Here is a 24,422-nt window from a genome sequence, read left to right as displayed (position 1 = left end):
AGTACAAGGCCAGGCACAAGGTCGAGTGCCGGATCGGCTTGTTGAAGCAGGCCCGCGGCGTCGCGACGCGCTACGACAAGCTCGCCGTCCGCTACGAAGCGACCGTCCAACTCGCCTTGATACGGCAGTCTCTGTGACCTCATTTCAAACACGCCCTAGGTCGAACGGCGCGGCAGCGGATCGACACGACAGACAGACTCTTTCCGCCGGCCTCGCGGGGCCGATGTGTCGACCTGGAGAATCCCCGTCTCCCTGGACAACGACGTCGCAGCTCTGCGGCTTTGGCGACAGGCCTCGACCAGGCAGACGAGACGACGGCCACGACACCCACGCCGGGCGCAGTGCGACGCACAGTAAGTCGTCGACCACCCCCTCGCCCGCGCTCTCGCCGTCCTTCAGCTCCCGACGACGACACCCAGACCCTGCCTCACCGCCGTCACCGCCGTCACCGCCACCTCGCCGGGCATGCGGATCGTCCAGCCCCGGGGGTCCGGCTCCAACGGGCCGCTGGCCGCGGTGATCGACCAAGGCCCCTCTCGCCGGCCGGACTGAGCCGCGAGACAGTGCGTAAACTTTTGTTCCCATACGCCGACTCGGGAACTATGGTTGTCGCATGATGGCTTTCGAGATCACCCCGGAAGAACAGACAGAGCTCGACAAGGCGCTGTACGACGCCTTGAATCCGCTGGCACTCGCGATTCGCTCCCGACAGACCGGGCTGCCCGCGGACCGCGTGTGGGAAGCGGATCCCATCGACGTGACACTGTCCGTCCTGGCCGCCTGGAAGGTGATGGATGCCGAGGTCAGGCAGTTGACCGCGCACGCTGCCGCAACTGCCGGCTCCTACGGCGCCAGTTACGAGCAGATGGGGGCCGTCTGGGGTATCACCCGACAGGGGGCCCGCAAGAAGTGGCCCGGCGCCATCAACCGCTCAGCGCCCGCGACGGCAGAGAGGAACACGCTTGCGCTCTTCGGGGGGACAGCCGAACTGGTGCAGGTGCCCTCCGGTGATTGGAGTTGGACAGGCGTGGGCGCTGATGGAACATCCGCCTCGGTCACCGATGAGACGCGCTACGCGACCGCGGACGCAGCCGCAGCCCATGCGGGCGCTTTCCTCAAAGAACACTCCAGCCGTGCCTCCGACCGTTCCTAACATCAGGCAACGTTCGCCCCGTTCACGACCGCGCGAAGGCGTGCGTCGGCGGCGTGCTTGTTCTGCCAGATGACGTAACGGCCGATCCTGCTGCCTTGTTCTTTGGGGCTCTGAACGCATTGCTCGATGCAGAGAACGGTTGACTGGGCGTCAGTTCAAGTTCGGTTGGGGCACCTTCGGGCCGTCCAGCCTCGGCAGCGAAGAGCGGTCGGGGCGCACGCCGAGGCGGCGTCGCCGGCCTTCCCAGGAGTCAGCAGGAAAGCCCCCGGTCGTGGCCTAGAGCCGATCTCATGCGGCCCCGCAGAGACGAGACGGCCGGGCGCATAGACGTCTCTCCGGGTTACCGCGCTGGCGACTTCCATGACGATGCGGGCAGCCACCCGTCCGGGGTCATGACGGAGGTGTCGATGACCATGACCGGGATCCGCTTGAGCCGTAACCACTCGACCGCATCGTGGAAGTACACGGTTTCCATGTGGGTGTGGTTGCCCAGCACGTCCAAGTAGGTCTGCGCAGTGCCAGCGCGTCTTCGCCGTACCGCGAGCACCGGCACCTCAGCCTTCAGGACCACACAGAGATCCGGCACGAGCCAGGGCTCGCGGATCCGCCACAGGTCTCCCAAGTTGGCCGCATCGATGCGCTCATAGACCAGACACGACGCGATGTGACCGTCGCTCACCACGGTCCGGCCACGCGCCAGGGCCGGGCGCACGACGGCACGCTCCTGGTCGTGCCGGTCTGCCGCCAGCCGCTCCGCCAGCCGCAGGCCGCGAAACGGTCCGGATTCTCGCGGAGCATCCGTCCCTGCGGACTGTCGGACGGCTCGGCAACGGCCGTGCACGGTATGGAGGCAGGCGCCGAGCAGGTCGCACACCTGCCCCGCCACCGTCGTCGTGCCGACACCCCGAGAGACCGCCGAGCGTCAGGTGGAAACCGCGACGGCGGGCGGCCCAGCTTGATGATGATCGGTTGTGTGCCTCAGCGGCGGACGCATCCAGCGACTCCTCGGCATCAGTGCGAATCTGCGGTCGATCCTGCGACAGATGAGGCGAGGCCGACCAGCGAGGAGGGAACCGGCCTCGGAGCGAAACCCGCCCTACGGCCGCCGAGGGGTGCCTCTTTGACCACTTCGTCAGGGGTAACGGTGTGCCGCGAGCAACGACTCTTGAGCACCCCGGCAGCATTCCGGTTCGGCGGGGTCCTCCGTACCAGGTCCCGCTCGGGGCAACGCAAGAGGGAGGAGCGTCATGGGGTCACTGCAGGGCAGTGAAAGGCGTCGGCGGCTTCCTGGTCGAGACACTGGGAGAAGCCGTCGCCGAGGTGATCCTCAGCCTGCTCGCCTGTGCCCTGGTCGGCTGCCTGGCTCTGATCGCCCACCTGAGCTGGTCCCTCAGCCCGCGCTTCACCACCGCGGGGGCTGGACTGCTCAGCCTCCTCCTCGCCCACGGCGCCTGGCAGACCTTCCGCACCCCCGCGAAGGGGCGCCGTCGGGGCCTCGCCGCCCTGACCGCTGTCGGTTTCACCATGACCGCCATGACGGCCCTCTTCCTGCTGCTCTACTCCACAGGATGCGACTGCCTGTGAGGCCATTTGGTTCGGCTGGGCACGTCCGGGCCGGTCTGTGACTGAGCGCCGTAGATGGCCCGACGGACAACTGGGATGCATAGAGCGCAGGTAGGTGCATGCAGCGACCTCGGCGGGCCGACCGCTCGATGTTCACGACGATGGGGTCCAGGGTCGTCGTCCGGTTCGGGCTCTTCTGGGTGGAGCATCCTGCGGACGCAGCGCAGCAGCCCCGGCTCGCCGCAACCGACCGCAGTCATCCACGGCAGGGCATCCATGGCGCGGGCGCGTTCTTCGGTGGCCAGGGTGTTCACTGTCGTGTGCAGGAGGTCGGGAGCGGCTCGTCGGTGAGGCACAGCCAGCCGATCGCGGCCGCGAGGCGGGCTTCAGGGACCTGCGCCCGGTCCTGCCACAGCCCTCGGAACCACGCGGTGTCCAGCTGGTGCGGATGGGCACGTGTGATCTCGGCGGTAGCGAAGACCAGGGCGGCCAAGGCGATGGGGTCCTGTTCGCTTGGCGAACTGGGCAGCAAAGGCGCTGCGGACCCTACGGCCGGGGTCGGCCGCGGTGGCGAGAGCGTAGGAGGCGTTGATGCGCACGGCGGGGTCGCAGTCGTTGATCAGGGGAAGGAGCAGGCCGGCTCCGGCAGTGATCGAGGCTCGTGCGGCCGCAACCGACCAGCCCGCCGGGTAGCCGGTCACCTCGACGCCGTAGTCGTCGTAGCCCTCGCGTCGGGAAACAGAGCGGTGGACGAGGAGTTCGTCGCGGGCGGCAACGACCAAAGTGACGGGCGCGGGCCGGGGCGACGAGACTGCCGAGGGCGTCCGCGCGCGGTGCGGATGGCGGGGGTCAGTGGCGATCCCGATCAGGAACGGGACAGCGAGAGCTGCCGCGGCCCGGCTGTCGTCGGCACACATACCGACCAGCACACCCAACGCATGACGTGCGGACGTGTCGCCCGTGCACAACAGCCGAACAGCATCCCGGGCCTGCTCGCCATGCGGGAAGTTCCCCAGGAAGTTCGTCGAGGACGGGTCGGCCGACGATCCCGGGCGGACAGTCGCCGCCACCGCCCGGACGTCGAACGGGCCTCCAACGAACGAGGCCAGATCCGCCCCGTCCACAAGAGCCCGACACATCGCGAACGCCGGATCGGTCCGCCAGTCTCCCCACAACCCACACCCCACATCGAGATCCACAGAGGTCCGACCATGCGCAATCTCCGGACGACGCAGAAACCAACCAGCTGACAGCCAGCGAGCTCCACGCCGCGCACCGCGCACCATCGTGAACCCAAAACCCAACCCGGCATCGGCCCCTGCCCCACGCGCGCGGGCCGTCCATCGCACACAAGGACAAGGAGCGCGCTCCAGGGCCAACTATCGCGCTCAGTCACAAGATCGGACCGCACTGGGGGCGGCCGGACTCCCGGCCGGCACTCGCGTGGAGCTGCGGCGCCAGGCCCACGACAGGAACCGCGATCGTGCCTGACCTGACCGAGCGGCAGCGCGCCGTTCTCGGCGAACGCCTCGCATCCGCCGAGGCAACAACCGCCCGCTGTTCAGGTCAGAGGGGCGCAGTACCTGATCAGGCGCTGCGAACACCGCCGCAGCGTACGCTGCGAGTCCGCGTTGCCGAGCGCCAGATCCAGCTGCGGTTCTGATCCATTCGCCGAGTGGGCGTGGGTAGTTGACCCGGGCGTTTCGGTCGGCTCGCCAAGACCTCACCGGTTGAGCTCGGGACGTGGGTGCCGTGAGTCCCACGGCTATCGGACCGGTCACCGGTTTCCTGTAGGGGCCGGGCAGCAGGAAGCTGTGGCGTGTTGCCGGCTGCGTGGTTCTTCGTGTCTTGGCCGTGCCGCAGCTCATCGGGACGCTGGAGGGCCAGCTGGGGCGGTGCGAAGGCTGGCGTCGCGGCTCGGGTCGTGACTCTCAGTTGTCCGTTCCAGCCCGAGCATCCAGTACTGCTTCTCCAGGGTGCCGGTGATGCCGACGAGAAGGTCCTGCGTGACCGGGTCGGTGCTGCCGGTGACTTGGGTGCGGTCATGCATGCGCTTGATGATGGTCGACATGGCGGACATCAGCGTCGTGACGGCTTCGGTGTCCTTGATCCGGCCCGGGGTGAAGGAGGGAGGCTGCTGCTGGAGGCGATGGTCGCCGCCTGTCCGTCCGGGCTCGCCCCGATGGTTGAGGCGCGTTCGGCGACCTCGTCTGCCTGTGCACGGACGATGGTGACGACTTCGTCGAACTGGAGGTGAAGTGAGCGGAACTGTGGGCCGTAGAGGTTCCAGTGTGCCTGCTTGGCGAGCAGGGACAGGTCGAGCAGATCTACCAGGGTGCCCTGGAGGGCGTCTGCGGTGGCGGTGTGGGCAGAGACGGCGAGACGATTGCTGACAGGAGACATGGTTCTTCTTCCTTCCTCTCGTTCAGGGTGTGGTGCCGGGCCGTGGTGATGTCCGGTGTGGTGTACCGGCATTGATGCCAAGCCTGGGCGCACGGGGTCACCAGGTGTCTCGGGCCGTACAGGCCGGTCCAGAGGGTGACTCTGAGGGCACCGCGCTGAACCAGGCCTGGTGCAAGGCTTCGTCGGATGTCGTGAGTAGGCCGGCGAGGCGGGCCGAGGGTCCGCTCGGCCTCCAGGGCCAGAGCCTCGATCTACGCCCCGCCGGCGCAACGGCGATCCGTACGTCCGCACCGACGACGGCTGATCAGGCTTCTGCGTGGCGCAGTGCCCACTCGAGCGCGTAGTCGGCGACTTCTTCCCAGCCTGGCTCCGCGCACGTCCAGTGGGACCGTTCGAACTCGTGGTAGTCGGTGACGGTTCCCGGCGCCTTGTAGTGGCGGCGGTTGGACTTGTTCACCGAGGGCGGCATGATGTGGTCGCGCCCGCCGGCGATGAAGAGCAGCGGGGCCCGGTCGGGGTTGTGAAGTCGACCCAGGTCTCCCGCCTGCCGGGGTGAGGTTGGCGATCAGCCCGTACGTCCACACCCAGCTTCCCGGCGCCGCGATGGCGTACCGGTCGTAGGCGGCCCTGGCCTCGTCCTCGGGGAGGGTGTTGGTGAAGGCGTAGTGGAACTGCTCGTGAAGCCCGCCGCCCTGTGGCGCTTGGCCGGGTTGTTGAAGATGGGGAAGAGGAGCGGAGCTGCGAGGGCGGGTTGACCCGGATGCCTTCCGGCGGGGCCGAGTCGATGACGACCCCCGCCGCGCCGTGGCCCCGGTCGAGAAGGAGTTGGGTGAGCACTCCGCCGAAGGAGTGGCCGACGAGGATCGGCTTCTCCGGCAGTGCGGTGATCACCTTCTCCAGATGGGCGACGGTCTCGGGCACGGTCAGCGACGCGATGGGTGAGGTGTCGGCCCGCAGTGCTTCCACCTCGACGTCGAAGCCGGGGTAGGCCGGTGCGAGCACCGTGTGTCCCTGGGCCTCGTAGTACGTGACCCAGTGCTCCCAGCTGCGCGGTGTCACCCACAGTCCGTGGATCAGCACGATGGTGCTCATTTGCCGTACCTCTCCAGGAAGGCGTACAGGTCCTCGCCGAGGGTCTGCTTGTGGGTGTCGGTCAGACCGTGAGGCGCGTCCGGGTAGACCAGCAGCTCGGCGTCCTTGACCAGCGCGGCCGACGCCTTGCCGCCGACCTCGAACGGTACGACCTGGTCGGCGTCACCGTGGATCACCAGGGTCGGCACGTCGAAGCGGGCCAGGTCCGCGCGGAAGTCGGTGGCGGAGAACGCGGCGATGGACTCGTGGGCGTTGCGGTGCCCGGCGGCCATCGACTGCAGCCAGAAGGCGTCGCGCACGCCCTGGGAGACGGGTTGGGTGGGGTGGTTGAAGAACGGGCCGTCGGCGAGGTCCTTGTAGAGCTGGGAGCGGTCGGCGAGCGAGCCCGAGCGCAGGTCGTCGAAGACCTGCACAGGCACTCCGTCCGGATTGTCGTCCCGGCGCACCATCAGGGGCGGCACCGCGGCCACCAGTACGGCCTGGGCGACGCGGGCGGTGCCGTGGCGGCCGATGTAGCGGGTGATCTCGCCGCCGCCCGTGGAGAAGCCGACCAGGTCACTTCCCGGAGGTCGAGGTGGTCCAGGAGGGCGGCGAGGTCGTCGGCGTAGGTGTCCATCTCGTTGCCGTGCCAAGCTCTGCGTGGACCGGCCGTGGCCGCGGCGGTCGTGGGCGATGGCGCGGTAGCCGCGCTCGGCGAGGAAAAGCTGCTGCGCCTCCCAGCTGTCGGAGTTCAGCGGCCATCCGTGGCTGAGCACGACGGGCCGGCCGGTCCCCCAGTCCTTGTAGAAGATGCGGGTGCCGTCGGAGGTGGTGAGGTAGGCCATCGTGCTGCCTTTCCGATGAGGGCGGCGGTGGTCCGCGACTGGGAGATCATCGCGACGTGGGACGCCTCGACCTCGATGGTGTGCGCGCCGGCCCGTGCGGCCATGAAGCGCTGTGCGGCCGGCGGAATGAGGTTGTCCTCACGAGCGACCAGGTAGTACGACGGAATCGTGCTCCAGGCCGGCTCGCCGGAGGCCTCGGAGAGGGTCGCGGTGTCGCCGGGGCGTTGCGTCGCCCACAGCAGGTCGGCCTCGGAGCGGGACAGGTCACCGGCGAAGACCTCCCTGAAGGCGGACCGCTTCACATAGCCGTCCACGCCTTGCGGGTGCTGGCGGAAGTCGAGTGCTGCCTCGGTGAGCTTGGTGCCGGTGAACTTCGTCTGCAGGGCGGGTACGGTCTCCCGGCGTCAGGGGCGAAGGCGGCTACGTAGACCAGGGCGCGCACGCGCACGTCGCCGTGAGCGGCGTTGGTGATCAGGACGCCGCCGTAGGAATGTCCGACGAGGACGAGGGGGCCCTGCAGGGTGGCGAGGAACGCGGCGAGGTAGGCGGAGTCGGCGTGGACGCCGCGCAGCGGGTTGGGCGGAGCGACGACGGTGTGGCCTTCGCGCGTCAGGTGTGTGATCACGCGGGACCAGCCGCTCGCATCGGCGAAGGCGCCGTGCACCAGCACGATCGTCGGCTTCGGCCGCGCGGTCGGCCGGCCGCCGCCGCGGGGCCGCCGACGGCGGCGGTCGCAGCGGCGGCTCCGGCTCCGGCTCCGGCGAGCACGGTCCTGCGGGAAACGGGGAGAGGCATGGGGAGACGGGCCCCTTTCTCGGGTCTTCGGCATCTCGGGCTTTGTCGGGTGCGGCCGATGCGGCCGTACGAGGAGGAAAGCAGCGCCCGTTCGGCCGGACCATGCAGAACGGCACGCAGAACAGCCCTGCGTGTGATCCGGGTCGTCAGCCGCCCAGAGAGGCAAGGACCTTGGTGGCCTCGTCGGAGAAGGCCCGGGAGTGCAGCGGCATTTCCTCGGTCAGCTCGACGACCCGGGTCAACTCGGCGCGGGCCGCCCGGTGGTTGCCCAATCCGGCGAGCGCGAGCCCTCTGGCGAGATGGAGGCGGCAGGTCAGTGCCGGTGTCTCCCGCGCCGTGGTCGTCGCCAGGGCCTCCTGAGCCTGCTCCAACGCCTCCTCGTGCCTCCCGAGGAGACCCAGCGCGTGCGCCGAGTAGACGAGGATCCTCGCCAGCGCCGCCTCCTGGTGTGCCGAAACCGGCCGTTCCGTCAGCTCCCGCAGCGCCTTGCCGTACGTGGCGAGTGCCTCCTCGTGCCGGCCCTGGATGTCCTGCACGTTGCCCATGCGGACCAGCAGATGGACGTAGCCGTCGTGGTCGTCGGCGAGATCAGCCGGACGCAAAGCCTGCCGGAGAAACTCCAGTGCCTCCCAGGGACGCCCGTCGAGGTGCACGGCGTCCGCGGCGTACTGCAACGCCCACGCCTCCTCCTTGAGGTCGCCGTCGGCCGCCGCGATGTCCCGGGCGGCAAGCGCGGCCGCCAGTCCCTCGTCGTAGCGTCGGGCGCAGGCGCTGGCCGCCCAGGCGTAGTAGTTGAGGTGGGTCACCTCCAGCCGGCGGTCGCCCAGTGCCGCGGCGGACGCCCGGGACAGCCCGTACACCTCGTACCAGCCGCGCCAGGCGATGGACGTGTCCGAGAACCAGTGCAGCGCCTCGGCGGTCTCCACGACCCGTCGGTGCTCGTCCGCCCCGGCGGCGATCCGCAGGGCCCCCAGCCAGTTCGCCGCCTCGGACCGCAGCCAGTGGGCGGCCTCGTCGGCGGTGGCGAGCGGCACCGGACCGGCCCAGGACGCCGGCGGCGCCGAAGCCGGGCTCGAACCAGCGGCCCGCAGTGACCGTGATCTCCAGCAGTCGCCGCGCCATGCCGAGCCGGACGGCCGCCCGCTCGCTCCTCCGGTTCCTCGCCCCGCAGCCGCTCATCGGCGAAGAGCCGCAGCAGGTCGTGAAGTTGGTAGCGGTCGACGCCGCGGGGCTGGAGCAGCCCCAGCTCCACCAGTTCTTCCAGCACGTCCATGGTGTCGGCCAGGTCGTCGTCGGTCACCAAGGCGACCAACGAAGCGGAGAAGTCCGCTCCCGGCAGGTGCGCCAGCCGCCGGAACACCCGCCGCGCCGCGACGGAGAGCTGTACGTGGGAGAGCGCGAGAACGCGGCGCCCACGCTGACGTCGCCGGTGCGCAGTGCGGCCAGCCGCCGGTCCTCGTCCGAGAGCCGCTCGACCAGGTGGCGCACCGACCAGCCGGACCTCGTGGCCAGGCGGGTGCCGGCGATGCGCAGAGCCAGCGGCAGATTCCCGCACAGCCGGGACACCTCCGTGACATCCTCGGCCGCCGAGGGCCGCGCTGCCTGGTCGGCGATCGCTCGCAGCAAAGCCGCCGACTCCTCGGGCGTCAGCGGGGCAAGGGCCAGCCGCCGCACTCCCTCCAGACCGCTCAGCACCCTTCGGCAGGTCACCAGCACCGGCCCGGCCCCCGCGCCCGGCAGCAGCGGTCGTACCTGCGCCTCGCCTGCGGCATTGTCCAGCACCAGCAGGCAGCGCCGCTCCCGCAGTACCGCCCGCACCTGCGCGCACCGCTCCTCGTCCGAGGCGGCGACGGCTCGTGCCGGTACGTCCAGCGCCCGCAGCAGGCGTACGGCGATGTCGCCGGCGGAGGGCGGGGCGGGTCGACGCCGCGCAGGTCGACGTAGAGGCAGCCACCGGGGTAGTTGCTCGGAGGGCCTCGGTGGCCCGCAGCGCGAAGGTTGTCTTGCCGACTCCGGCCTGCCCGTGGACGAGGACTGACCGGGGCCGGGCCGCCGTGGTCGCCGTCGGCGGCGGTCCGGCGGATTGCCGCCAGTTCGTCCGCCCGGCCCGTGAAGTCGGCGACCACTCGCGGCGGTTCACACAGTCCTGGACGGGACCCGGTGCCGCTGCGGCGCAGCGCGCGGACGTCCTCCTCCAGCCGCCGCCGCTCCTGATCACTTCACTTTCAGCGCGGCAGCGAGCGCGGCGAGCGTGCGAGGCTGCGGCGTGCGACTGTGCTGTTCCATGTCGCTGATGGCCCGGGCGCTCACCCCCGACGCCTCAGCCAGTTCCTCCATCGTCAATCCGGCTGCCCGCCGCAGCTCACGAAGCCGTGGTCCCAGTTTCATGATTTCCTCCACCCAGCCGGGCGGGCCAAGTTCTTGCAGCGTGGAACGGCGTGCGCTGTGGTGCGGAGCTGGCGGGTCACCGCGCACCCCGGTCCCGGACAAGGCACGGAAGCAGTCGCGCCGTGCAGGAGCAGGGTGGACACCGTGCAAGTTGACGGCGGCGTACAGGGTGAGGGGCAGCCCGAGGCGCCAGACCTCCAGCCCTTTCCGCATGCCGCCCCGGAGTTGCCTCCTGGTCGATCGAGCAGTTACCCGCCTCTCCCACCGCCACGGCGTGCAACGCCACGGCCCGATCGGCGACCGGAAGACCAACCGTGTCGAGAACCAGCACATCGCCCCCCAGGCGTGATGACGGCCGCGGCCCGCCGCCGGCTTCCTTTCCCGATGTGGTCGCCGAGCCCTGGCAGCACGGCGAACGGACACACCAGGGCTGCCGACACCGCGGACTCTAGGCACCCGATCCGCCGCTGAGCTGGCTGTCACCGCACTGTCCCTGGCTGTCGGCGCACGACCCGAAGCCCGGACAGGGCGATTCCTAGCACGCCGTCCGGCGCCGAGTCCGCGGTCGCTGCCCGCCGCCGGCACCCGAGGGCCGCACCACTACCGGACCTGTCGATAAAGTGACCCCAGCAGTGAACGGCCGTCGCGTTCCGGGGGGTTGCTGATGGTCACGGTGCTCGACACGGCGAACATCGCGCCGGCCGACCGTGCCGAGGCGATGTACACGGCCATGGTCAGCTCCAGCGCTCCCTGCTTCTTGTTGCAGGAGGAAGCCGGCGCCGGCATCCGGGCCAAGATGGACGTCTGGCCGATGAGGACAATGCAAGTCTTCAGTACGGAATCCACCGGAATCCGTCTGGTGCGCACCGCCAAGCAGGCCAGGCAGGACGACTCGGCGCCTCTCATCGCCTTCGCCGTGCAGACGGCCTCCCGAGGACGCCAGAGCCACCTCGGTCATCAACGGCTCGTGCCACGAGGACACTTGCTGATGATGGACCACTCCGCCCCGTACGACTACGCGTGGTCGGGCGACGGCGCCTCACGTTGCATCCAGGTCCCCTCGACCAGCTGACACTTCCCGTCGACGTGCCGTGCGCAGGGCACTGCCCCATCTGACGGCCAGCCTCTACCCCATGGTCACCGACCACATCGCGCACCTCACCAGCAGCATCGACGACCTCCTGGACGACCCGGCGAGTTCAGGCATCGAGGAGATCACCATCGCCCTCGCGCGCGCCTGGTCGCCTCCGCCGTCCGGCAGGACTCACACCACACACGCACCGTCCTCGCCGAGACACGGCTCACGCAGATCCGCGCCTACGTCCGGCGCCACCTGACCGAACCCGGCCTCCGCCCCGCCCGCATCGCCGCAGCCCACCACATTTCCGAACGGCACCTGTACAAACTCTGCGCCCAGGCGGGCTTCAGCCTCACCCAGTGGATCATCGAACAGCGGCTCGAAGGAGCGCGCGAGGAACTCGCCCGCCCTTCGACCAGCGACCACACCATCGCCGCCGTCGCCCGCCGCTGGGGCTTCAGTGACCTCTACGCACTTCAGCCACCGCTTCAAGACGACGCCTACGGCATGTCCCCCGCGACTGCGCGCCGCGGCCCACGAGAAGAACTGACGTGACGGACCAGGACGGCGAACCCTTCGGCGGCCATCCCTGTCGAACCATCGTCCGACCCCGAACGCCGACTACGTCCGCAGCAGGAAGACGACTCAGTGCGCCTGCGGACCCGCGCTGGGACGCCATCGACCACCCAGAGATCATCCATCTCGTGTCACTGCACGCGGCACGACAGATTTGCTGGGAGCCCGGTCGGCGGGCCTGACCTGTCGGCCCTACGGGAAGGAGGAAGGGCCTGGTTACCGCGCCTGTTCCTGGCCTTCGAGCACCTTCGAGGCTGTCCGACGTCGTCGTCGGCCAGATCCAGCGAGGCCGGCCCCCCGTTCACCCCGATGCCTCTGCTCGAGTCAGAGCTTGTAGCCGCCACTCGCCTCAATGACCTGCGCGGTCACCCAGCGGCCCGCGTCGGACGCCAGGAAGGCCACGACCGAAGCGATGTCGGAGACTTCACCGAAGCGTCCCAAGGCAGTGTCCGCTTCGATCGCCGCCGCCAGATCCGCGTTCTCACGGACGGCAGCGTTCATGTCGGTACGCACCCAGCCGGGCGCGACGGCGTTCACCGTGATACCTCGGGGCCCCAGCTCCATCGCGAGGGCGTGGGTGAAGTTGTTGATGCTGGCCTTCGCCATGGAGTAGACGGGGACCGCCTGCATCGGTCGCGATCCTGCGCCGGAGGAGACGTTGATGATCCGTCCGCCGTCCGCGAGGCGACTCAGCGCTGACTGGACGATGAAGAAGGGCGCGCGAGCGTGGACCGCGAACATCGTGTCCCAGCTGTCCGGTGTGACGTCCGCGAGGCCGCCCCAGCCCGAGCTGCCTGCGTTGTTGATCAGCAGGTCGAGGTATCCGGCCCCGTTGCGCCGCATGAGTTCGTCGTCGAGACGCGTGAACAGGTGGGGGATGGATTCCGCGTCGACGAGGTCCGCGTGGAGGGCAAAGGCGTTCCCGCCGGCTTTCTCGATCGTTGCGACGGTCTCTTCGGCACCGTCCTTGCTGGCGTTGTAGGTGAGCGCGACGAGCGCGCCTTCCTCCGCGAGGCGTTCGGCTATCGCGCGCCCGATACCGCGCGAGCCTCCGGTGACGAGGGCAGTCTTTCCAGCGAGCGACTTTGACACAGGTAATTCCTTACTGAGAAGAGGGTTTGTCTGATCGTGGCGGGTTGCTACGCGCTGATTCGGGCGACCTGGGCAGCGAGCACAGAGAAAGGGGACGGCAGGCTGCGCCCCCTGGCGGGCAGGTCGTCCTGAGCCCGTCCCGCGAACGAGCTCAGGACGTCTCGGCTGACTCAGTTGCCGCGACGCTCGCTCTCGCGGTCGCCGAGCCACTTGATGACCTCGCGGTTGAACACGTCGGGGGCGTTGCGGGCGATGAAATGGCCCGCTCCGCCGATGCGCTTGAGAGTGAAGGGGCCCTTGATGAACTCGCGGCCGGTGATGAGCTGTTCGGGGCCGATGTAGGCGTTCATGGAGTAGAGCTGCAGGACGGGCACCGTCACGTCGGGCAGCAGGCTCCGTCTTGGGGGCGTGGTCGGGATTGACCGTGGCGTGGTACCAGTTGAGCCAGCTGGCCTGGAGTCCGTTGGGCCGTTCCCAGTCGGCGATGATGTGCTCCATGTCCGGGTGCCAGTCGAAGAACTCCTGGCCAGCGCCCAGTCGCTTTGCTCGCAGCGCCTGGTCCGCGGCCTCGAACTGGAAGTAGGACATGTACCAGGAGCGCCTGCGCTGATCGAGGGCGGGATCGATGAAGAAGCCGTTGAGGTGGCTGACGTTCTCCGAGATGAGACCGAGGACCCGCTCGGGGTTCAGGGCGGCAAGCATCCACAGCGGGAGGCTTCCGCGGTCGCCGCCTTCGACATAGAAGGTGCCGATGCCCAGGGCGTCGACGACCGACAGGGCGCGCTCGTAGTCGTGGTGGCCCGAGTACAGCTCGACGCTCCTCGGGTCGGTCGGATCCGCCGGCTCCCAGGTGCTCCGGGATGACGACGCGGTATCCGGCCCGGACGAGCGCGGGGACGTTGAAGCGGAATTCGAGCGAGTTGTGCGGGCTCCGTGGAACATGACCAGGGTCGGGGCGTCGGCCGGTCCCTCGTCGTACACCCGCAGCTGGTGTCCGAGCGCGTCGATCATCTTGTAGTTCTTGCGCGGCAGTGCGTCTGAGGTGGGTGCCGGTTGCGGGCACCGTCTCTGTGTTGCTCATGGAGTAAACCGTAGGAGCGCACGTGCGTATGATGAATAACGTGGATTCCGAGAACGTTACGCATCGTCCAATCGGTGGGCCTGTCGGATCAGGCGACCCGATCGTCGATGTGCTGCGACTTCTGCGCACGCAGGCGGTCGTCCCGGCCCGGGTGCACGCCGCCTCCCCCTGGGCCGTGCGCTTCGATCCCCATGCGCACGTGAAGCTCGGCGTCGTCCTGAGTGGCGAGTGCTGGATGGCCCTCGACGGCTGCGAACCGGTGCAGCTGCGCCAGGGCGACTTCTTCCTGCTGAACAACCCGCCCTCCTACACACTGGCCAGCCTTCTCGACATGCCGCCGGGCCAGGCCGCTGCTTTTCACGAGAGCGAGAACGACGGCGAGGTGCGTATCGGCGCCAGGGCCCATGAGGACACCTACGTGTGCTGCATCGACTTCGTCTTCGAGGAGACGAACGCCTCGGTGCTCTTCGACGTACTGCCGCCCATCGTCCTGGTCCGGGCCGGGGACCCCCGCGGAGCACTCCTGGCCAACCTCTCCGCCCTCACGGTCGCGGAAATGGAATCCGCCGGCGTCGGCCGATCCCTGGTCCTGGAGCACCTCGCACAGCTCATCCTCGTCCACATGCTGCGCGTCCACGCCGATCAGACCGACCGGCCCGTCGGCTGGCTCGGCGCCCTGGTCGAGGACGGCATCGGAGCGGCCCTGCGCGCCATGCATGCGGACGTGGCCCGACGCTGGACGCTCGACGAGCTCGCCGCGGTCAGCCGCATGTCACGGTCCGCGTTCGCCGCGGCGTTCAAGGCCAAGGTCGGCACAGCCCCGCTGACCTACCTCATCGAATGGCGGATGAGTCTGGCCCGTGACGCGCTGCGCAGCGACACCCGCTCCATCTCCGAGCTGGCCGCGGCGACGGCTACGAATCCGAGAGCGCCTTCAGTACGGCATTCCGGCGCGTAGTCGGAACTCTCCTCGGTATTTCCGCGACGAGGCACGCCAACAGGCACGGGTGGGATAGCGGCCTTCGGGTCACACCCTGCGGAGTTCGCGCCAGAGGCCGAGGAATCGGCGCGCCGAGTGCCGCAGGACGGCACCCGACGCGCCCGGGGTCACTTGTTCACGGTACCGGCGCTCGCCTGGTCCATGAAGATGGCGACGTGGGCGGGAGGCATCCCGGCCAGCGTGCCACCGACGGGCGCCGGTCGCTCCGCGCTGGCGATCATCGTGCGGGCGGCTTCGGGAGAAACGGGCGGCACCGGGTGTTCGAGGTAGTAGCGCTTCTCTTCATTCCCGTGATCCCGTCCGGGATGGCAGGGGCGTACGGCCAGAAGTAGATGGGCGTCTCGGGCTCGATCCGCCAGCTCTGGGCGAGCGATCCGGCATCGACCACGTCGTAGCCGACCGCCTCCAGAAACAGTGTCACCGCCTTCTTGGCAGCGGAATCGTTGCCCGCGATCGCGCAAGGTCGTCCGCTCGGCGTCGCCCTTCCGGCGGGCGTTGAGTACATGTGGTTCCAGTCCAGATTGTGCAGGCCCTTCACCACCAGGGAGTCCTTGAGGTGCCGCTGCACGAGTTCTGACGAGGTGAGCTCGCCGGCATCGAGTTCGGCGCTGCGCCAGAACTCCGGGTAGTAGTCCGTCTGGTCCAGGACGACCTTCCCGGCCAGCTTGTCGGCGGGCAGGGCCTCGAAACTCGCGAGCGGGACAGGAAGGGCAATGATGTCGCCGGCCGCGATCGCTTCATCGACCGTTGCGGCGCGCGCCAGCGGACCGAGCTCCTGGACGAGTTCCGCGATCGATTCGGGGCTCCCGTGAACTGCTGAGCACAACGCTGTAGCCGGCGTCGACAGCCAGGCGAGCGACGGAGCCGCCGACCAGACCAGAGCCGATGATTCCGATGGTGGGAGCCATCTTGGGTATCTCCTTGTACAGAGGCGCTGCCAGAAGTCGGCAAGGTGCCGCCGTGCTCTGACGCGCTTGGACTGACACGTCGATACTCGGCCGGGCCGCAGGGTGCACCAGGCGCTGTCGTCCCTGGTAGCGCCAGTACCACCCAGCTCCTCACCAGCAGACTCATACTGGATCCATGACCACCCACACCGAGCTCGGCCCAGCACTGCGGGCGTGGAGAGAGCGCATAGGCCCGGCCGCGGTCGGTCTGCCGGTGGCAGGCAATCGACGAGTTCCGGCTGCCTGCGCCGTGAGGAGCTGGCGGTTCTGGCCGGGCATCTCCGCCGACTACCTCGTACAGCTCGAACAGGGCCGCGCGAGGAACCCCTCCCGGCAAGTCCTCGCGGCCTTCGCCCGGACTTTGAGACTCAATGCCGTGGAGCGCGAACTGCTCTACCGACTGGCCGGCGCGGTCGTCCCGCCGTCCGGGACAGTGCCACGTGAGTGCCACCCGGCGTGCAGCGCATGATTGACCGGATGAGCGACACCGCTGGCCGTCTTCACCGCTTCCTGGGACATCGTGCAGAGCAACCCCGCTCTGGGCCGAGCTGTTCAGGCAGTCCCGGCCCTAGGCCGATGCCCGGTCGAGCAATCTGATCTGGGGGCACTTCGCCGCCTCGCCCGCACCGGGCGCCTCCCGCATCGAGCGCGGCGCCGCACACGCCGACGCCTTCGAACGCATGATGGTGTCCGACCTGCGCCGGGCCGCCGACCGGTACCCGACGACCGCGCCGTCACCGAGCTGATCGACGGACTGCGAGAGACCAACCCGCGCTTCGCCGACCTCTGACCCGCTACGAAACCCGGCCGATCGGGCGCTCGCACAAGACAGTTGTCCACCCCGACCTCGGCGAGATCGTCCTCGACTGCGACATCATGACCATCGAACGCGCCGACCCGCACATCGTGCTGAACTGGGCCGCTCCCCACACCGGCGCGGCCGAAAAGCTCGCCCTGCTCCGCGACCGCGTAGCCACAGCAGCACAGTAGTCATCCGCCTGGCCGTCCTCGATCGGGTGGGTGCGGTTTCAGGAGTACGGGCTGGGATGGCGCGGGAGTTCGAGGGCAGGCACGGTTTTCCACCGGGTACCAACCCGGTCCGCCGGGTCCCTGACCCGGTTCGTCGCCACGGAAAGACCTGGGAATCTCTGGTTTCCAGGCAGGCCGATTACGCAGGGGCGTCGGTGTCGAGCTGTTCTGGTCTCGTTCCGAGTGTGCGGGCCGGGGTGGTCTGCTGCGGGCTCGGGTGCTGCACCGTCGCCCGCAGCCCGTACCCGAGGCTGGAGCGTGAGGTAGTCCAGAGTGCCCGTGATCTCCAGGAAGCGGTTCAGACGCGGTGGGCGGTTGCTCAGGGCGAGCGCGGCCCCTGCCTCGTCGGTGCGGCGCCGCAGGCCGAGCAGGACCGAAAGGCCCATGGAATCGATTCCGGTGAGGCCGGCGCAGTCCACGGTGACCGTCTTCACGATGGCCTGAGCGTCTTCCATGGCGGCCTTGGCGTAGTGGGTGAACTGTTCACCGGTGTCGTAGTCGAGGCATCCGGTGACGTGGAGGACGAGTACGCCGGGTCCGTCGCTGGAAGTGATCTGCAGCTGTTCGCCGTTCATGAGCGCTGTCCGGGCACAACGACCAGCGCTTCGTGTGCCTGGGCGAGGGCGGTCTTGGTGCGGAGGGAAGTCGCTCAGCTGGCGGCTGAGTGAGGCGAGGGCGGGCAGGAGGCTGTGGGCCGGGACGCCGCGTGCGGTGAGGATGCCGGCGGTCCAGGCGATGAAGCGGGTGAAGAGCGCGGGGTCGTCGACGTAGAGAGCGGCGGCGAGATGGTTGACGATGTGGTCGAGGTCCTCGACCGCGCGATCGCGCTGGAACGCGGTGTAGTCGCGCATCGGCGGGAAGCTCTCTTCCACGTCCGCGAAGGTCTGCTTGACGAGCTGGCGGCGGCTCTGGCGGACCATGGTGTATTCCTGGTCGTTCAGGTGGGGCAGGTCCGCGCCGGCCAGCCGGGCCGAGGCCGCGGAAGGGCGCGTGAGGCCGTGGGTGAGGGCGGTGTCGGCTCCCACCGCGTCGGGGGCCCAGTCGGCCTGCATCATGCGCGCGTAGGAGCCGTCGGGGCCGAAGCCGGCGCCGCCCGCGAGGACGGGGATGCCGGCGGCTTGGCAGGCGCTGATCGCGTTGTGCGCGACGGGCAGGTGCGTGGGGATGGACGAGGACAGCAGGACGGCGTCGGAGCTGCGTCGGTGCAGGTGCGCGACCACGGGTGGTCGGTGGGGACCTGCGCGCCGAGGTAGTCGACGTGCCAACCGCGCAGGCGCAGCACTTCGGCGACCAGGCGGGCCGGCAGGGCGTGCCATTCGCCGTCGACGCAGGCCACCGTGACGTGTCCGCGTGCCGGCCCCGGTGGCGGGGGTGTCGCCGAGGCAATCGTCGCCACGCAGCGTTCGTTGATCGCGGTGGCGGCGTGTTCCTGGGCGACGGTGAGCCTGTTGGCCGCCCACTCCGCACCGACGCGTGCCTGTGCCGGTGCCACGATGCCGAGAAGAACGCGCTCGCCCGCTTCCTGAGGGGTCAGTCCCTGGCGGTTCGCGGTGTCGAGCGCCGAGTGCACCACGGCGGCCGCGCGTCTTTCGTCGACATCGCTCAGGCCCTCCACAGCTGATCGCGCAGCTCGCCCGGTGCGATCGTGCCGCGTGGGTCATGCGGTGAACCTGCCTTGCGTGTGTCCGTCGCCCGCGGTGGGGCGGGCGGCCTGGGGGCGCTGATGGCCAGCAGCGCCATGTCGTCCTTCGGACCGTCATCCACCCACTGGGTCGCGACCATCTGCACGTGCTCGGTGAGTGCTTCGGCCGGAAGTCCCGCGCACTTGGTGAGAACGTCGTGCAGCCGGGTCTCACCGAACATGGAGTCCCCAGCCGCCGTGTGCCTCGGTGATGCCGTCGGAATAGAGCAGACAGGTCTCCCCGGGCGCAGTTCGACCTTGACGGTCGATGCGGTCACCTCGGGCAGCACCCCGATCAGCGTGCCGCGCGTCGCGGTCTCCTCGACCCGTCCGTCACGGCGCACGATCAGGGGTGGCGGGTGTCCGGCGCTGGTCACGCGGAGCCTGACGATGTCACCGACGCGGGAAGCCGACGCGAACGCCATCGTGGCGAAGCGAGTGTGGTGCGAGGACAGCAGGGCGCTGTTGAGCAGCGACAGCATGCGGGCGTGGTCGTCGGCGAACGGCAGCGGGCCTGGAGCGTGTTGCGGATCTTGCCGGTCAGGACGGCCGCTTCCAGTCCCTTGCCGCACACGTCGCCCAGCACGGCGAACGTCTCTCCGTCCTCGTGGCCGGCGGGATGAACGTCGTAGAAGTCGCCGCCGATGCGGTCGGACGAGGCGGAGGCCCGGTAGCGGCCGGAGAAGTCGATGCCGCGCACGCGTTCCAGCGGCGGTGGCAGCAGGTCGCGCATCAGCACTTCGGTGATGTGCGCCTGTTCCGCGTACAGGCGGGCCGCTGACAATGCGGCGCCTGCGCGCGCGGCGAACAGCCGGGCGAAGGCCTCTTCCTCCTGGGTGAAGGCGGTCTCGGTGCTGCGGCGCAGCAGGATGATCGCCCCGGCGGGCAGTCCGTGTCCGGGAAGCGGCACCACCACGACCGAGCCGATGTCGGCGACCGGGCCGTCCTGCAGTTCCTCCGGTACGGCCCAGTCAGGTACGGAGGCGGGGTCGATCCAGCGGGAGGGCACCGGCGGGAATCCGGCCAACGCCTCCGCGAGGCCGGGCAGTTCCTGCGTCGATGGAGATCAGCCTCCGGCGCACCGGTCCGCCGCGGACAGCCCACGTCACCGGATGGGACCGGCCGCTGCCGACGCCCACGACGACGGCGACGTCCGCGAGGTGGTCCGCGGTCATGCGCGCGGTCACCTCCATGCACCGCTCGATGTTCAACGAGGCCAGTAGTTCCGTGAAGATGTCCTGCAAGAGGCGGCTGCGGTCGCGTTCCTCGTCCAGCTGTGCCCGCACGAGGCGCAGGTCACGGTGGTCCACCAGCCACCATGTCACCGCATCACTGCCGGAGAGACTGGGAATCGCGTCCACCTGCTGGTCGCCGACGGAGCCCTGCACGGTCTCCAGCAGGTGTGCGCGCAGGGCCGGTTCCGCGGATGCGATCCGTTCGTGTGCTCGGACCAGCCAGTCGGGAGCGACATCGCGCAGCAGGGTGCCCGTAGTCAGCCCGGTGAGCAGCACGGTGGCCACGTCGTCGCACGCGACGACCACGCCTTCCGCGTCCGCGATCACCTTGGCGCACGGGTGGTTCGTGGGGGATTCGGTCAGCCCGGCGCCGGGCGAACTGAGGGGCTCCGGAGAGGAAATCATCATGTGAGGCCCACGCAGGCGAACCTCCACCACCTTCCAGTTGGTTGCCAGGGTTGCACGCACATCACGGCCTGTTGCAGGAGGTGCCCGCTCGACCCGACCGCCGATGCTAACCACGCCCGGTACCCGGCTCGCAACCAGCGGAAGACCGCTACTAAACCCGTTTCAATCCTTAATGAATTGCGGAGAAGCTGCGAACGGCTGTGCCCCGATCGCCGGGTGAGGGCTGGTTCGTCCAGGTGGCGGGGGTCGGTGCGGCCGGAGTGGTCTCCCGTCCACCGCCCGGCCGGCAAGTGGCGGAGCGGGGTCAGCGCGGCGCGCCTTCGACTGTGCGCTCAGTCACAGGGAAGGCTGCCCCTCATCGAGCGGGGCTTCCTCGGAACGCCGAAAGCATCGCCCGGTTCTCCGCGACTTCCTCGACGGCCACGCACAAGCGAGGGAGGCGCTCTTCGACGTCGCCCACGCCGAACGTGAGCGACCCGTAGCAAGGCTGAACAACGGCGCAGAACCTCTCGGTTGGGCGCCGCCAGCCGATGGGAACAGGCGGAAAGGCGCGTTCGTCCGAAATGACCGGCACCTTCGGCTCGGCAGGACCCTGAGCTGTATACCCATGCGCCCACGGCATCGCATCTCTCGTGGGCGGGAAGGTCCATGACGCAAAGGCACTTGTTAAGGTCCGGCTTCACAAGCATGGGCGTAGGACCCCGGGGGACGCATGAACATCCGTACACGAGTCGAACAGGTCGGAGACCTGCCGCCGGGGGCCGCAGCCGCACTCGGCATCGTGTTCCTTCTGCTGATCATCGGCTTGGCGTGGGCGCTGTTCCGCCTGCCGGACCACACCAAACTCAGGAGCCCCGCCGCCCGCGAGCGCGCAGAGCGCCGCAAGGCCAGCCAGAAACGCCAGAAGAAGCTCCGCTCCCGGCGCGAAGCTCTGCAGCGCAAGGCGTCCCAGCGCTGACGGGGCCGCGTCTGAGCAGTGTGCGGTTCGCGGGCGCGCAGGCCTGGGCGAGGCCGTCGGCGGCCTCCGGGTGCGGCTCGTCGAGAGGCTGATCGCGCCCGGGTGGGTGCGGCGCAGGCCGGACGATGCGGCGGCGGGTGATGTGGGGCGGCCACGTCGCCGCTGATGAGCATGGCGCACGGGGTGATCGCGGCGGGATGGGCGAGAGCGAGGCTGATCACGAGGTTCGTGGAGTTCCTGCCGCCGGACAGCTGTGCGGTCGTGCGCTGGGACACCCATCGCGACGGGGCGCCTGGCATCAACGCTGCCTGAATGTGTGGGTATACGCGGTCGATCGGGTCCTGCGCCTGCGCGTCGTCACACCGGGTCCGTTCCGCGCGGCCTCCCGCCGAATGCGGCTGGCTACAGGGGGCGGTGCGGGTTTTCGTTCTGTGAGCGCCGTCTTGCTGACCGGTTGGAGACCAGACACAGACGAATACGAGGGCGATGCCCGCCGTGACCGTGATCTTCCCTGGGCTGTCTCCGTCGACGATGCGCCAGACCAGCAGTGCAACGGTGAGGCAGAGCATGGGCCAGCATACTTTGGAACCCAGCTGGATCCTGGTCTGGCCCAACCTGGCGCTTCATGTTTCGGCAGGTGTGACATGTGGTCCTCCTGCCTGCCGGATACCCACGCCTGTCACACACACTCGCGGCGAGGCGCTCAAGACGGAACGGACACCGATCCAACCGCGTGTGCCACCACGATGGACGGCCTGGATGACGGACTGATGGTCGGCCCCTGATCCGTGCTGAACTTGGGTCTGGCCGTGGGAACTTCACTGACCCTGCGACGCGAGTGCGACGCCGAGGGCCGCTGTCGCGTGCGACATCTTCGGCACTGGAGGGAGAACGCTCAGGCCTTCTGCCAGGAGCGGCGCGCCACGAGGCGCAGCATGAGCAGGAGCCACGCCACCCACAGCCGCCAGGACAAGACCCCAGCATCTCCGGTGGGCGGGATCCTGGTGGGCAGTCAGGTCGGCCTGACTGCCCACCAGATGCCTCGCCCACCGGCCCGAACCATCCCGGCACGGAGTTGGCGTCAGGCGGGCACGTTCCGCGCCGCCTCGATGTCGCGCAGCGCCTCGGCCGCGGTGCCCTCTCTTCCCTCACCGTTGCCTGCCTCGGCCCTGTACGCAAGCACGCACATGCCTCTGGGGAGTACCTATAACTGACGTACGTCGGGGAGCAGTTCGATCAGGACATCGAGCGTACGGCCGCTGGCTGACCAGTGCTTCTTCTTCTCCGTCAACTCGAAGTGGCGGTACTCGATGTACAGCACGAACACCTGTAGTTGATTTGGTGGCGGGCTCGTCAACCAGCGACGAGTCCGCTCTCCCGTTCACCCGCCGCAGCCGCGATCGGGGCCGGCCTCGCTCGCGCGCATCGCGCTGTTCTCCCGCAGGCGCAGGGTTTCCCACGGTCTCGCTGGCGCAGCCTTGACGAACTTGTTCAATCGGGAAGTGGTTCACGGCTCGCGCGGCCACCGCATTGCGGAGCTCTACGGCTTCGGATTCGAGGCGTTCGCACCGCCGGCCAGATCGGTAGCGGACAGCAGCTCAAGGGATCGGGAGGGGAAGACCGCGAAGAAGACCACGGGTGATCGCCCCGGCGCGCGGGCGCGAGGTCTCATGTCGCTGCTGTGGCGCTCAGCGCTGCCGCCAAGTCGGAGTAGACCGGCAGCCGTGATGCTGCTGGCAGCTGGGCCAGCAGCCTGCGTCACCGGACGCGAGGGCGCTATCAGCATCACCGGGCGGGTGCGCCGGAGTGCTGACAAGATGGCAGGCCAGTGCGGCATCGCACCGATCGACCTGGCTCAGCGCGAAGGCAATCGCCCGCGTGCCGGCCCAGCGCGGTGGTGGTTGCGGCGTAGAGGCTTCCCAGTTCGTGCTCGGTGACCGTGCCGGCCAGTTCGATGAGCCACAGATGGCGGCGCGCCTGGGACGTCACGACGGGCTGGTGCGCAGGATTTCTCATGGATGTTCCGATCACGCGATGGGACGGCGGCGGGCGCCGCAGCCGCTATGAGGGCCGCGAGCGAGCGCCTGTGGTCCCAAGCGCCGACTGTCTACACGGTAGCCCTGGGCTGCGGCACGTCACGACGTCGCCGGCCCGGGGAGCGCACCTGCGGCTGCTAAGCGGCCGCACCAAGCGCATGGTTGCGGACCTGCGCACAGCTCCGGGCGATCAGCCGGGACACGTGCATCTGGGAGAGCACCGATCTTCTCGCCGATGCGGGCCTGGCTCATGTCTTCGAAGTAGCGCAGGTAGAGGATCTCGCGCTCGCGCTCCGGGAGGGCGCGCAGACCTTCCTTGGCGGCTTCGCGATCATCGATGCGGTCGTAGGCCGCCTCAACGGTGCCGAGAGTGTCGGCCAGGCTGAAGCCGTCGTCCGTCCCGGTCAATTCGACGTCCAGGGACAGGGCCCTGTAGCTCTCAGGGCTTCCATGCCGTCACGGACCTGATCCACCGTCAGACCCGCCCGCGCAGCGCTACTTCTGCGGTCGGCTCACCGGGGTGGCCGGGCCGGTTGAGCAGGTCGCGGCGTACGGTGCGGACCTTGTTGCGCAGGTCCTGCACGCGGCGCGGCACCCGCACGTCCCAGCCGTGGTCACGGAAGTGACGCCGGATCTCCCCGGTGATCGTCGGGATCGCGTACGCCTCGAACGCGCCCTGGTCGGGTTCGTAGCGCTCCACCGCCTTCACCAGCCCCATCGCCGCGACCTGCCGGAGATCCTCAAGGTTCTCCCCGCGGTCCCGGAACTTGGTGGCGAGGCGGTGCGCCATCGGAAGCCAGGCCGTCACCAGTTCCTCCACCAGCAGCTCGCGTTCCGGCCCTGCCGGCGCGACAGCAAGCCGGCGAAACGCCTCGGTGGTGTCGGGAGCATCATCGTGGGTGTGGCGGGTGGCCATCAGGGGTCCTCCAGTCGCTGCTCACGGATAGGTCCGCGGTGAGCAGCGACAGCCCCAGCATCTGGATGCACCACTCCCGCAGATGCGCCTGTTGTCCCAAGCACTCAAAGCCCGGCTGCCCGGCAGCCTTGCCCTAAACACCCCAGGCCAACAGACGCGACCTAGGG

The 24,422-nt window shown here is 69.1% G+C and carries 26 protein-coding genes and 4 pseudogenes; 10 read left to right on the top strand and 20 right to left on the bottom strand.

Translation table 11 applies throughout. The features are described from left to right. Window positions 1-613: 613 nt before the first annotated feature. Entirely contained in the window at window positions 614-1,153 is a 540-nt protein-coding gene (locus RBJ77_RS34675; protein WP_372348595.1) for a hypothetical protein, read from the top strand. A gap of 2 nt (window positions 1,154-1,155) precedes the next feature. On the opposite strand, the pseudogene RBJ77_RS34670 reads toward RBJ77_RS34675, so the two are convergent. Both RBJ77_RS34670 and RBJ77_RS34665 read right to left on the bottom strand, forming a co-directional pair. Further along, window positions 1,156-1,263, bottom strand: a pseudogene (locus RBJ77_RS34670) (transposase); the annotation flags it as partial. Between the two features lie 230 nt (window positions 1,264-1,493). Continuing rightward, on the bottom strand, window positions 1,494-1,994 hold the full coding sequence (locus RBJ77_RS34665) for a hypothetical protein (RefSeq protein WP_372348634.1): 501 nt from the start codon (window positions 1,992-1,994) through the stop codon (window positions 1,494-1,496). A 425-nt stretch (window positions 1,995-2,419) separates the two neighbouring features. Between RBJ77_RS34665 and RBJ77_RS34660 the strand changes: the two genes are divergently transcribed. Beyond that, entirely contained in the window at window positions 2,420-2,737 is a 318-nt protein-coding gene (locus tag RBJ77_RS34660) for a lysine transporter LysE (protein WP_372348594.1), read from the top strand. A 1,921-nt stretch (window positions 2,738-4,658) separates the two neighbouring features. Here the strand turns inward: RBJ77_RS34660 and RBJ77_RS34655 are convergent. The 9 genes and pseudogenes from RBJ77_RS34655 to RBJ77_RS34615 all read right to left on the bottom strand — a co-directional run. Further along, a pseudogene (locus tag RBJ77_RS34655) lies at window positions 4,659-5,119 on the bottom strand (DNA starvation/stationary phase protection protein); the annotation flags it as partial. Between the two features lie 304 nt (window positions 5,120-5,423). Beyond that, a complete protein-coding gene (locus RBJ77_RS34650) occupies window positions 5,424-5,576 on the bottom strand; it encodes a hypothetical protein (protein ID WP_372348593.1) in 153 nt (50 codons plus the stop codon). Further along, complete coding sequence (locus tag RBJ77_RS34645; RefSeq protein ID WP_372348592.1) at window positions 5,573-6,211, bottom strand: alpha/beta hydrolase; 639 nt, start codon at window positions 6,209-6,211, stop codon at window positions 5,573-5,575. The genes RBJ77_RS34650 and RBJ77_RS34645 overlap by 4 nt, the downstream gene beginning before the upstream one ends. Next, the gene (locus RBJ77_RS34640) at window positions 6,208-7,035 is read right to left on the bottom strand and encodes an alpha/beta fold hydrolase (protein ID WP_372348591.1); all 828 of its coding nucleotides are present in this window, start codon (window positions 7,033-7,035) and stop codon (window positions 6,208-6,210) included. The genes RBJ77_RS34645 and RBJ77_RS34640 overlap by 4 nt, the downstream gene beginning before the upstream one ends. Then, window positions 6,942-7,349: an alpha/beta fold hydrolase gene (locus tag RBJ77_RS34635; protein ID WP_372348590.1), complete on the bottom strand. Its 408-nt coding sequence runs from the start codon at window positions 7,347-7,349 to the stop codon at window positions 6,942-6,944. Before RBJ77_RS34635 ends, RBJ77_RS34640 begins: the two co-directional genes overlap by 94 nt. Continuing rightward, window positions 7,334-7,699 carry an alpha/beta fold hydrolase gene (locus RBJ77_RS34630; RefSeq protein WP_372348589.1) on the bottom strand — a complete coding sequence of 122 codons (366 nt, stop codon included), beginning with the start codon at window positions 7,697-7,699 and terminating at the stop codon, window positions 7,334-7,336. The genes RBJ77_RS34635 and RBJ77_RS34630 overlap by 16 nt, the downstream gene beginning before the upstream one ends. A gap of 277 nt (window positions 7,700-7,976) precedes the next feature. Further along, window positions 7,977-8,864 carry a hypothetical protein gene (locus RBJ77_RS34625; protein WP_372348588.1) on the bottom strand — a complete coding sequence of 296 codons (888 nt, stop codon included), beginning with the start codon at window positions 8,862-8,864 and terminating at the stop codon, window positions 7,977-7,979. Between the two features lie 262 nt (window positions 8,865-9,126). After that, the gene (locus RBJ77_RS34620) at window positions 9,127-9,648 is read right to left on the bottom strand and encodes a hypothetical protein (protein WP_372348587.1); all 522 of its coding nucleotides are present in this window, start codon (window positions 9,646-9,648) and stop codon (window positions 9,127-9,129) included. Between the two features lie 396 nt (window positions 9,649-10,044). Further along, window positions 10,045-10,218: a helix-turn-helix domain-containing protein gene (locus RBJ77_RS34615; RefSeq protein WP_372348586.1), complete on the bottom strand. Its 174-nt coding sequence runs from the start codon at window positions 10,216-10,218 to the stop codon at window positions 10,045-10,047. Between the two features lie 664 nt (window positions 10,219-10,882). On the opposite strand from RBJ77_RS34615, the gene RBJ77_RS34610 reads away from it, so the two are divergent. From RBJ77_RS34610 to RBJ77_RS34600, 3 genes are read left to right on the top strand one after another with little or no spacing between them, the layout of a single operon-like run. Beyond that, complete coding sequence (locus RBJ77_RS34610) at window positions 10,883-11,290, top strand: hypothetical protein (RefSeq protein WP_372348585.1); 408 nt, start codon at window positions 10,883-10,885, stop codon at window positions 11,288-11,290. A gap of 19 nt (window positions 11,291-11,309) precedes the next feature. Beyond that, complete coding sequence (locus RBJ77_RS34605; protein WP_372348584.1) at window positions 11,310-11,555, top strand: hypothetical protein; 246 nt, start codon at window positions 11,310-11,312, stop codon at window positions 11,553-11,555. Further along, complete coding sequence (locus RBJ77_RS34600; RefSeq protein ID WP_372348633.1) at window positions 11,456-11,851, top strand: helix-turn-helix domain-containing protein; 396 nt, start codon at window positions 11,456-11,458, stop codon at window positions 11,849-11,851. Before RBJ77_RS34605 ends, RBJ77_RS34600 begins: the two co-directional genes overlap by 100 nt. Before the next feature lie 345 nt (window positions 11,852-12,196). On the opposite strand, the gene RBJ77_RS34595 is transcribed toward RBJ77_RS34600, so the two are convergent. Both RBJ77_RS34595 and RBJ77_RS34590 read right to left on the bottom strand, forming a co-directional pair. Continuing rightward, window positions 12,197-12,964 (bottom strand): SDR family NAD(P)-dependent oxidoreductase, encoded by a 768-nt coding sequence (locus RBJ77_RS34595; RefSeq protein ID WP_372348583.1) that lies wholly within the window; start codon window positions 12,962-12,964, stop codon window positions 12,197-12,199. A gap of 170 nt (window positions 12,965-13,134) precedes the next feature. After that, complete coding sequence (locus RBJ77_RS34590; protein ID WP_372348582.1) at window positions 13,135-13,344, bottom strand: alpha/beta fold hydrolase; 210 nt, start codon at window positions 13,342-13,344, stop codon at window positions 13,135-13,137. 28 nt (window positions 13,345-13,372) lie between these two features. Between RBJ77_RS34590 and RBJ77_RS34585 the strand changes: the two genes are divergently transcribed. Together RBJ77_RS34585 and RBJ77_RS34580 are read left to right on the top strand one after the other, a co-directional pair. Next, window positions 13,373-13,828, top strand: coding sequence for a hypothetical protein (locus RBJ77_RS34585; RefSeq protein WP_372348581.1), 456 nt, complete (start codon window positions 13,373-13,375; stop codon window positions 13,826-13,828). Window positions 13,829-14,154: 326 nt separating this feature from the next. Continuing rightward, window positions 14,155-15,003 (top strand): cupin domain-containing protein, encoded by an 849-nt coding sequence (locus RBJ77_RS34580; protein ID WP_372348580.1) that lies wholly within the window; start codon window positions 14,155-14,157, stop codon window positions 15,001-15,003. A 259-nt stretch (window positions 15,004-15,262) separates the two neighbouring features. On the opposite strand, the gene RBJ77_RS34575 is transcribed toward RBJ77_RS34580, so the two are convergent. Continuing rightward, window positions 15,263-15,871, bottom strand: coding sequence for an NADPH-dependent F420 reductase (locus RBJ77_RS34575; RefSeq protein WP_372348579.1), 609 nt, complete (start codon window positions 15,869-15,871; stop codon window positions 15,263-15,265). Between the two features lie 257 nt (window positions 15,872-16,128). On the opposite strand from RBJ77_RS34575, the gene RBJ77_RS34570 reads away from it, so the two are divergent. Then, on the top strand, window positions 16,129-16,461 hold the full coding sequence (locus RBJ77_RS34570; protein WP_372348578.1) for a helix-turn-helix domain-containing protein: 333 nt from the start codon (window positions 16,129-16,131) through the stop codon (window positions 16,459-16,461). A 317-nt stretch (window positions 16,462-16,778) separates the two neighbouring features. After that, entirely contained in the window at window positions 16,779-16,982 is a 204-nt protein-coding gene (locus RBJ77_RS34565; RefSeq protein ID WP_372348632.1) for a hypothetical protein, read from the top strand. 38 nt (window positions 16,983-17,020) lie between these two features. On the opposite strand, the gene RBJ77_RS34560 is transcribed toward RBJ77_RS34565, so the two are convergent. The 5 genes and pseudogenes from RBJ77_RS34560 to RBJ77_RS34540 form a co-directional block, all read right to left on the bottom strand. Continuing rightward, entirely contained in the window at window positions 17,021-18,241 is a 1,221-nt protein-coding gene (locus tag RBJ77_RS34560; protein WP_372348577.1) for an STAS domain-containing protein, read from the bottom strand. A 227-nt stretch (window positions 18,242-18,468) separates the two neighbouring features. Then, a pseudogene (locus RBJ77_RS34555) lies at window positions 18,469-18,591 on the bottom strand (hypothetical protein); the annotation flags it as partial. A gap of 32 nt (window positions 18,592-18,623) precedes the next feature. Next, window positions 18,624-19,184, bottom strand: a complete 561-nt coding sequence (locus tag RBJ77_RS34550) for a PP2C family protein-serine/threonine phosphatase (RefSeq protein ID WP_372348576.1) — start codon at window positions 19,182-19,184, stop codon at window positions 18,624-18,626. Then, the gene (locus RBJ77_RS34545; protein WP_372348575.1) at window positions 19,076-19,711 is read right to left on the bottom strand and encodes a PP2C family protein-serine/threonine phosphatase; all 636 of its coding nucleotides are present in this window, start codon (window positions 19,709-19,711) and stop codon (window positions 19,076-19,078) included. Before RBJ77_RS34545 ends, RBJ77_RS34550 begins: the two co-directional genes overlap by 109 nt. Continuing rightward, on the bottom strand, window positions 19,674-20,405 hold the full coding sequence (locus RBJ77_RS34540) for a hypothetical protein (RefSeq protein ID WP_372348574.1): 732 nt from the start codon (window positions 20,403-20,405) through the stop codon (window positions 19,674-19,676). Before RBJ77_RS34540 ends, RBJ77_RS34545 begins: the two co-directional genes overlap by 38 nt. Window positions 20,406-21,057: 652 nt before the next feature. Here RBJ77_RS34540 and RBJ77_RS34535 point away from each other — a divergent pair. Further along, complete coding sequence (locus RBJ77_RS34535) at window positions 21,058-21,303, top strand: hypothetical protein (RefSeq protein ID WP_372348573.1); 246 nt, start codon at window positions 21,058-21,060, stop codon at window positions 21,301-21,303. A 2,173-nt stretch (window positions 21,304-23,476) separates the two neighbouring features. Here RBJ77_RS34535 and RBJ77_RS34530 read toward each other — a convergent pair. Next, a pseudogene (locus tag RBJ77_RS34530) lies at window positions 23,477-24,255 on the bottom strand (SigB/SigF/SigG family RNA polymerase sigma factor). Window positions 24,256-24,422 lie beyond the last annotated feature (167 nt).

It is taken from the genome of Streptomyces sp. KL116D (genome assembly GCF_030766975.1).
Classification (GTDB): Bacteria; Actinomycetota; Actinomycetes; order Streptomycetales; family Streptomycetaceae; genus Streptomyces; species Streptomyces longispororuber_A.
This window is presented reverse-complemented; position numbering and strand designations above follow the sequence as displayed.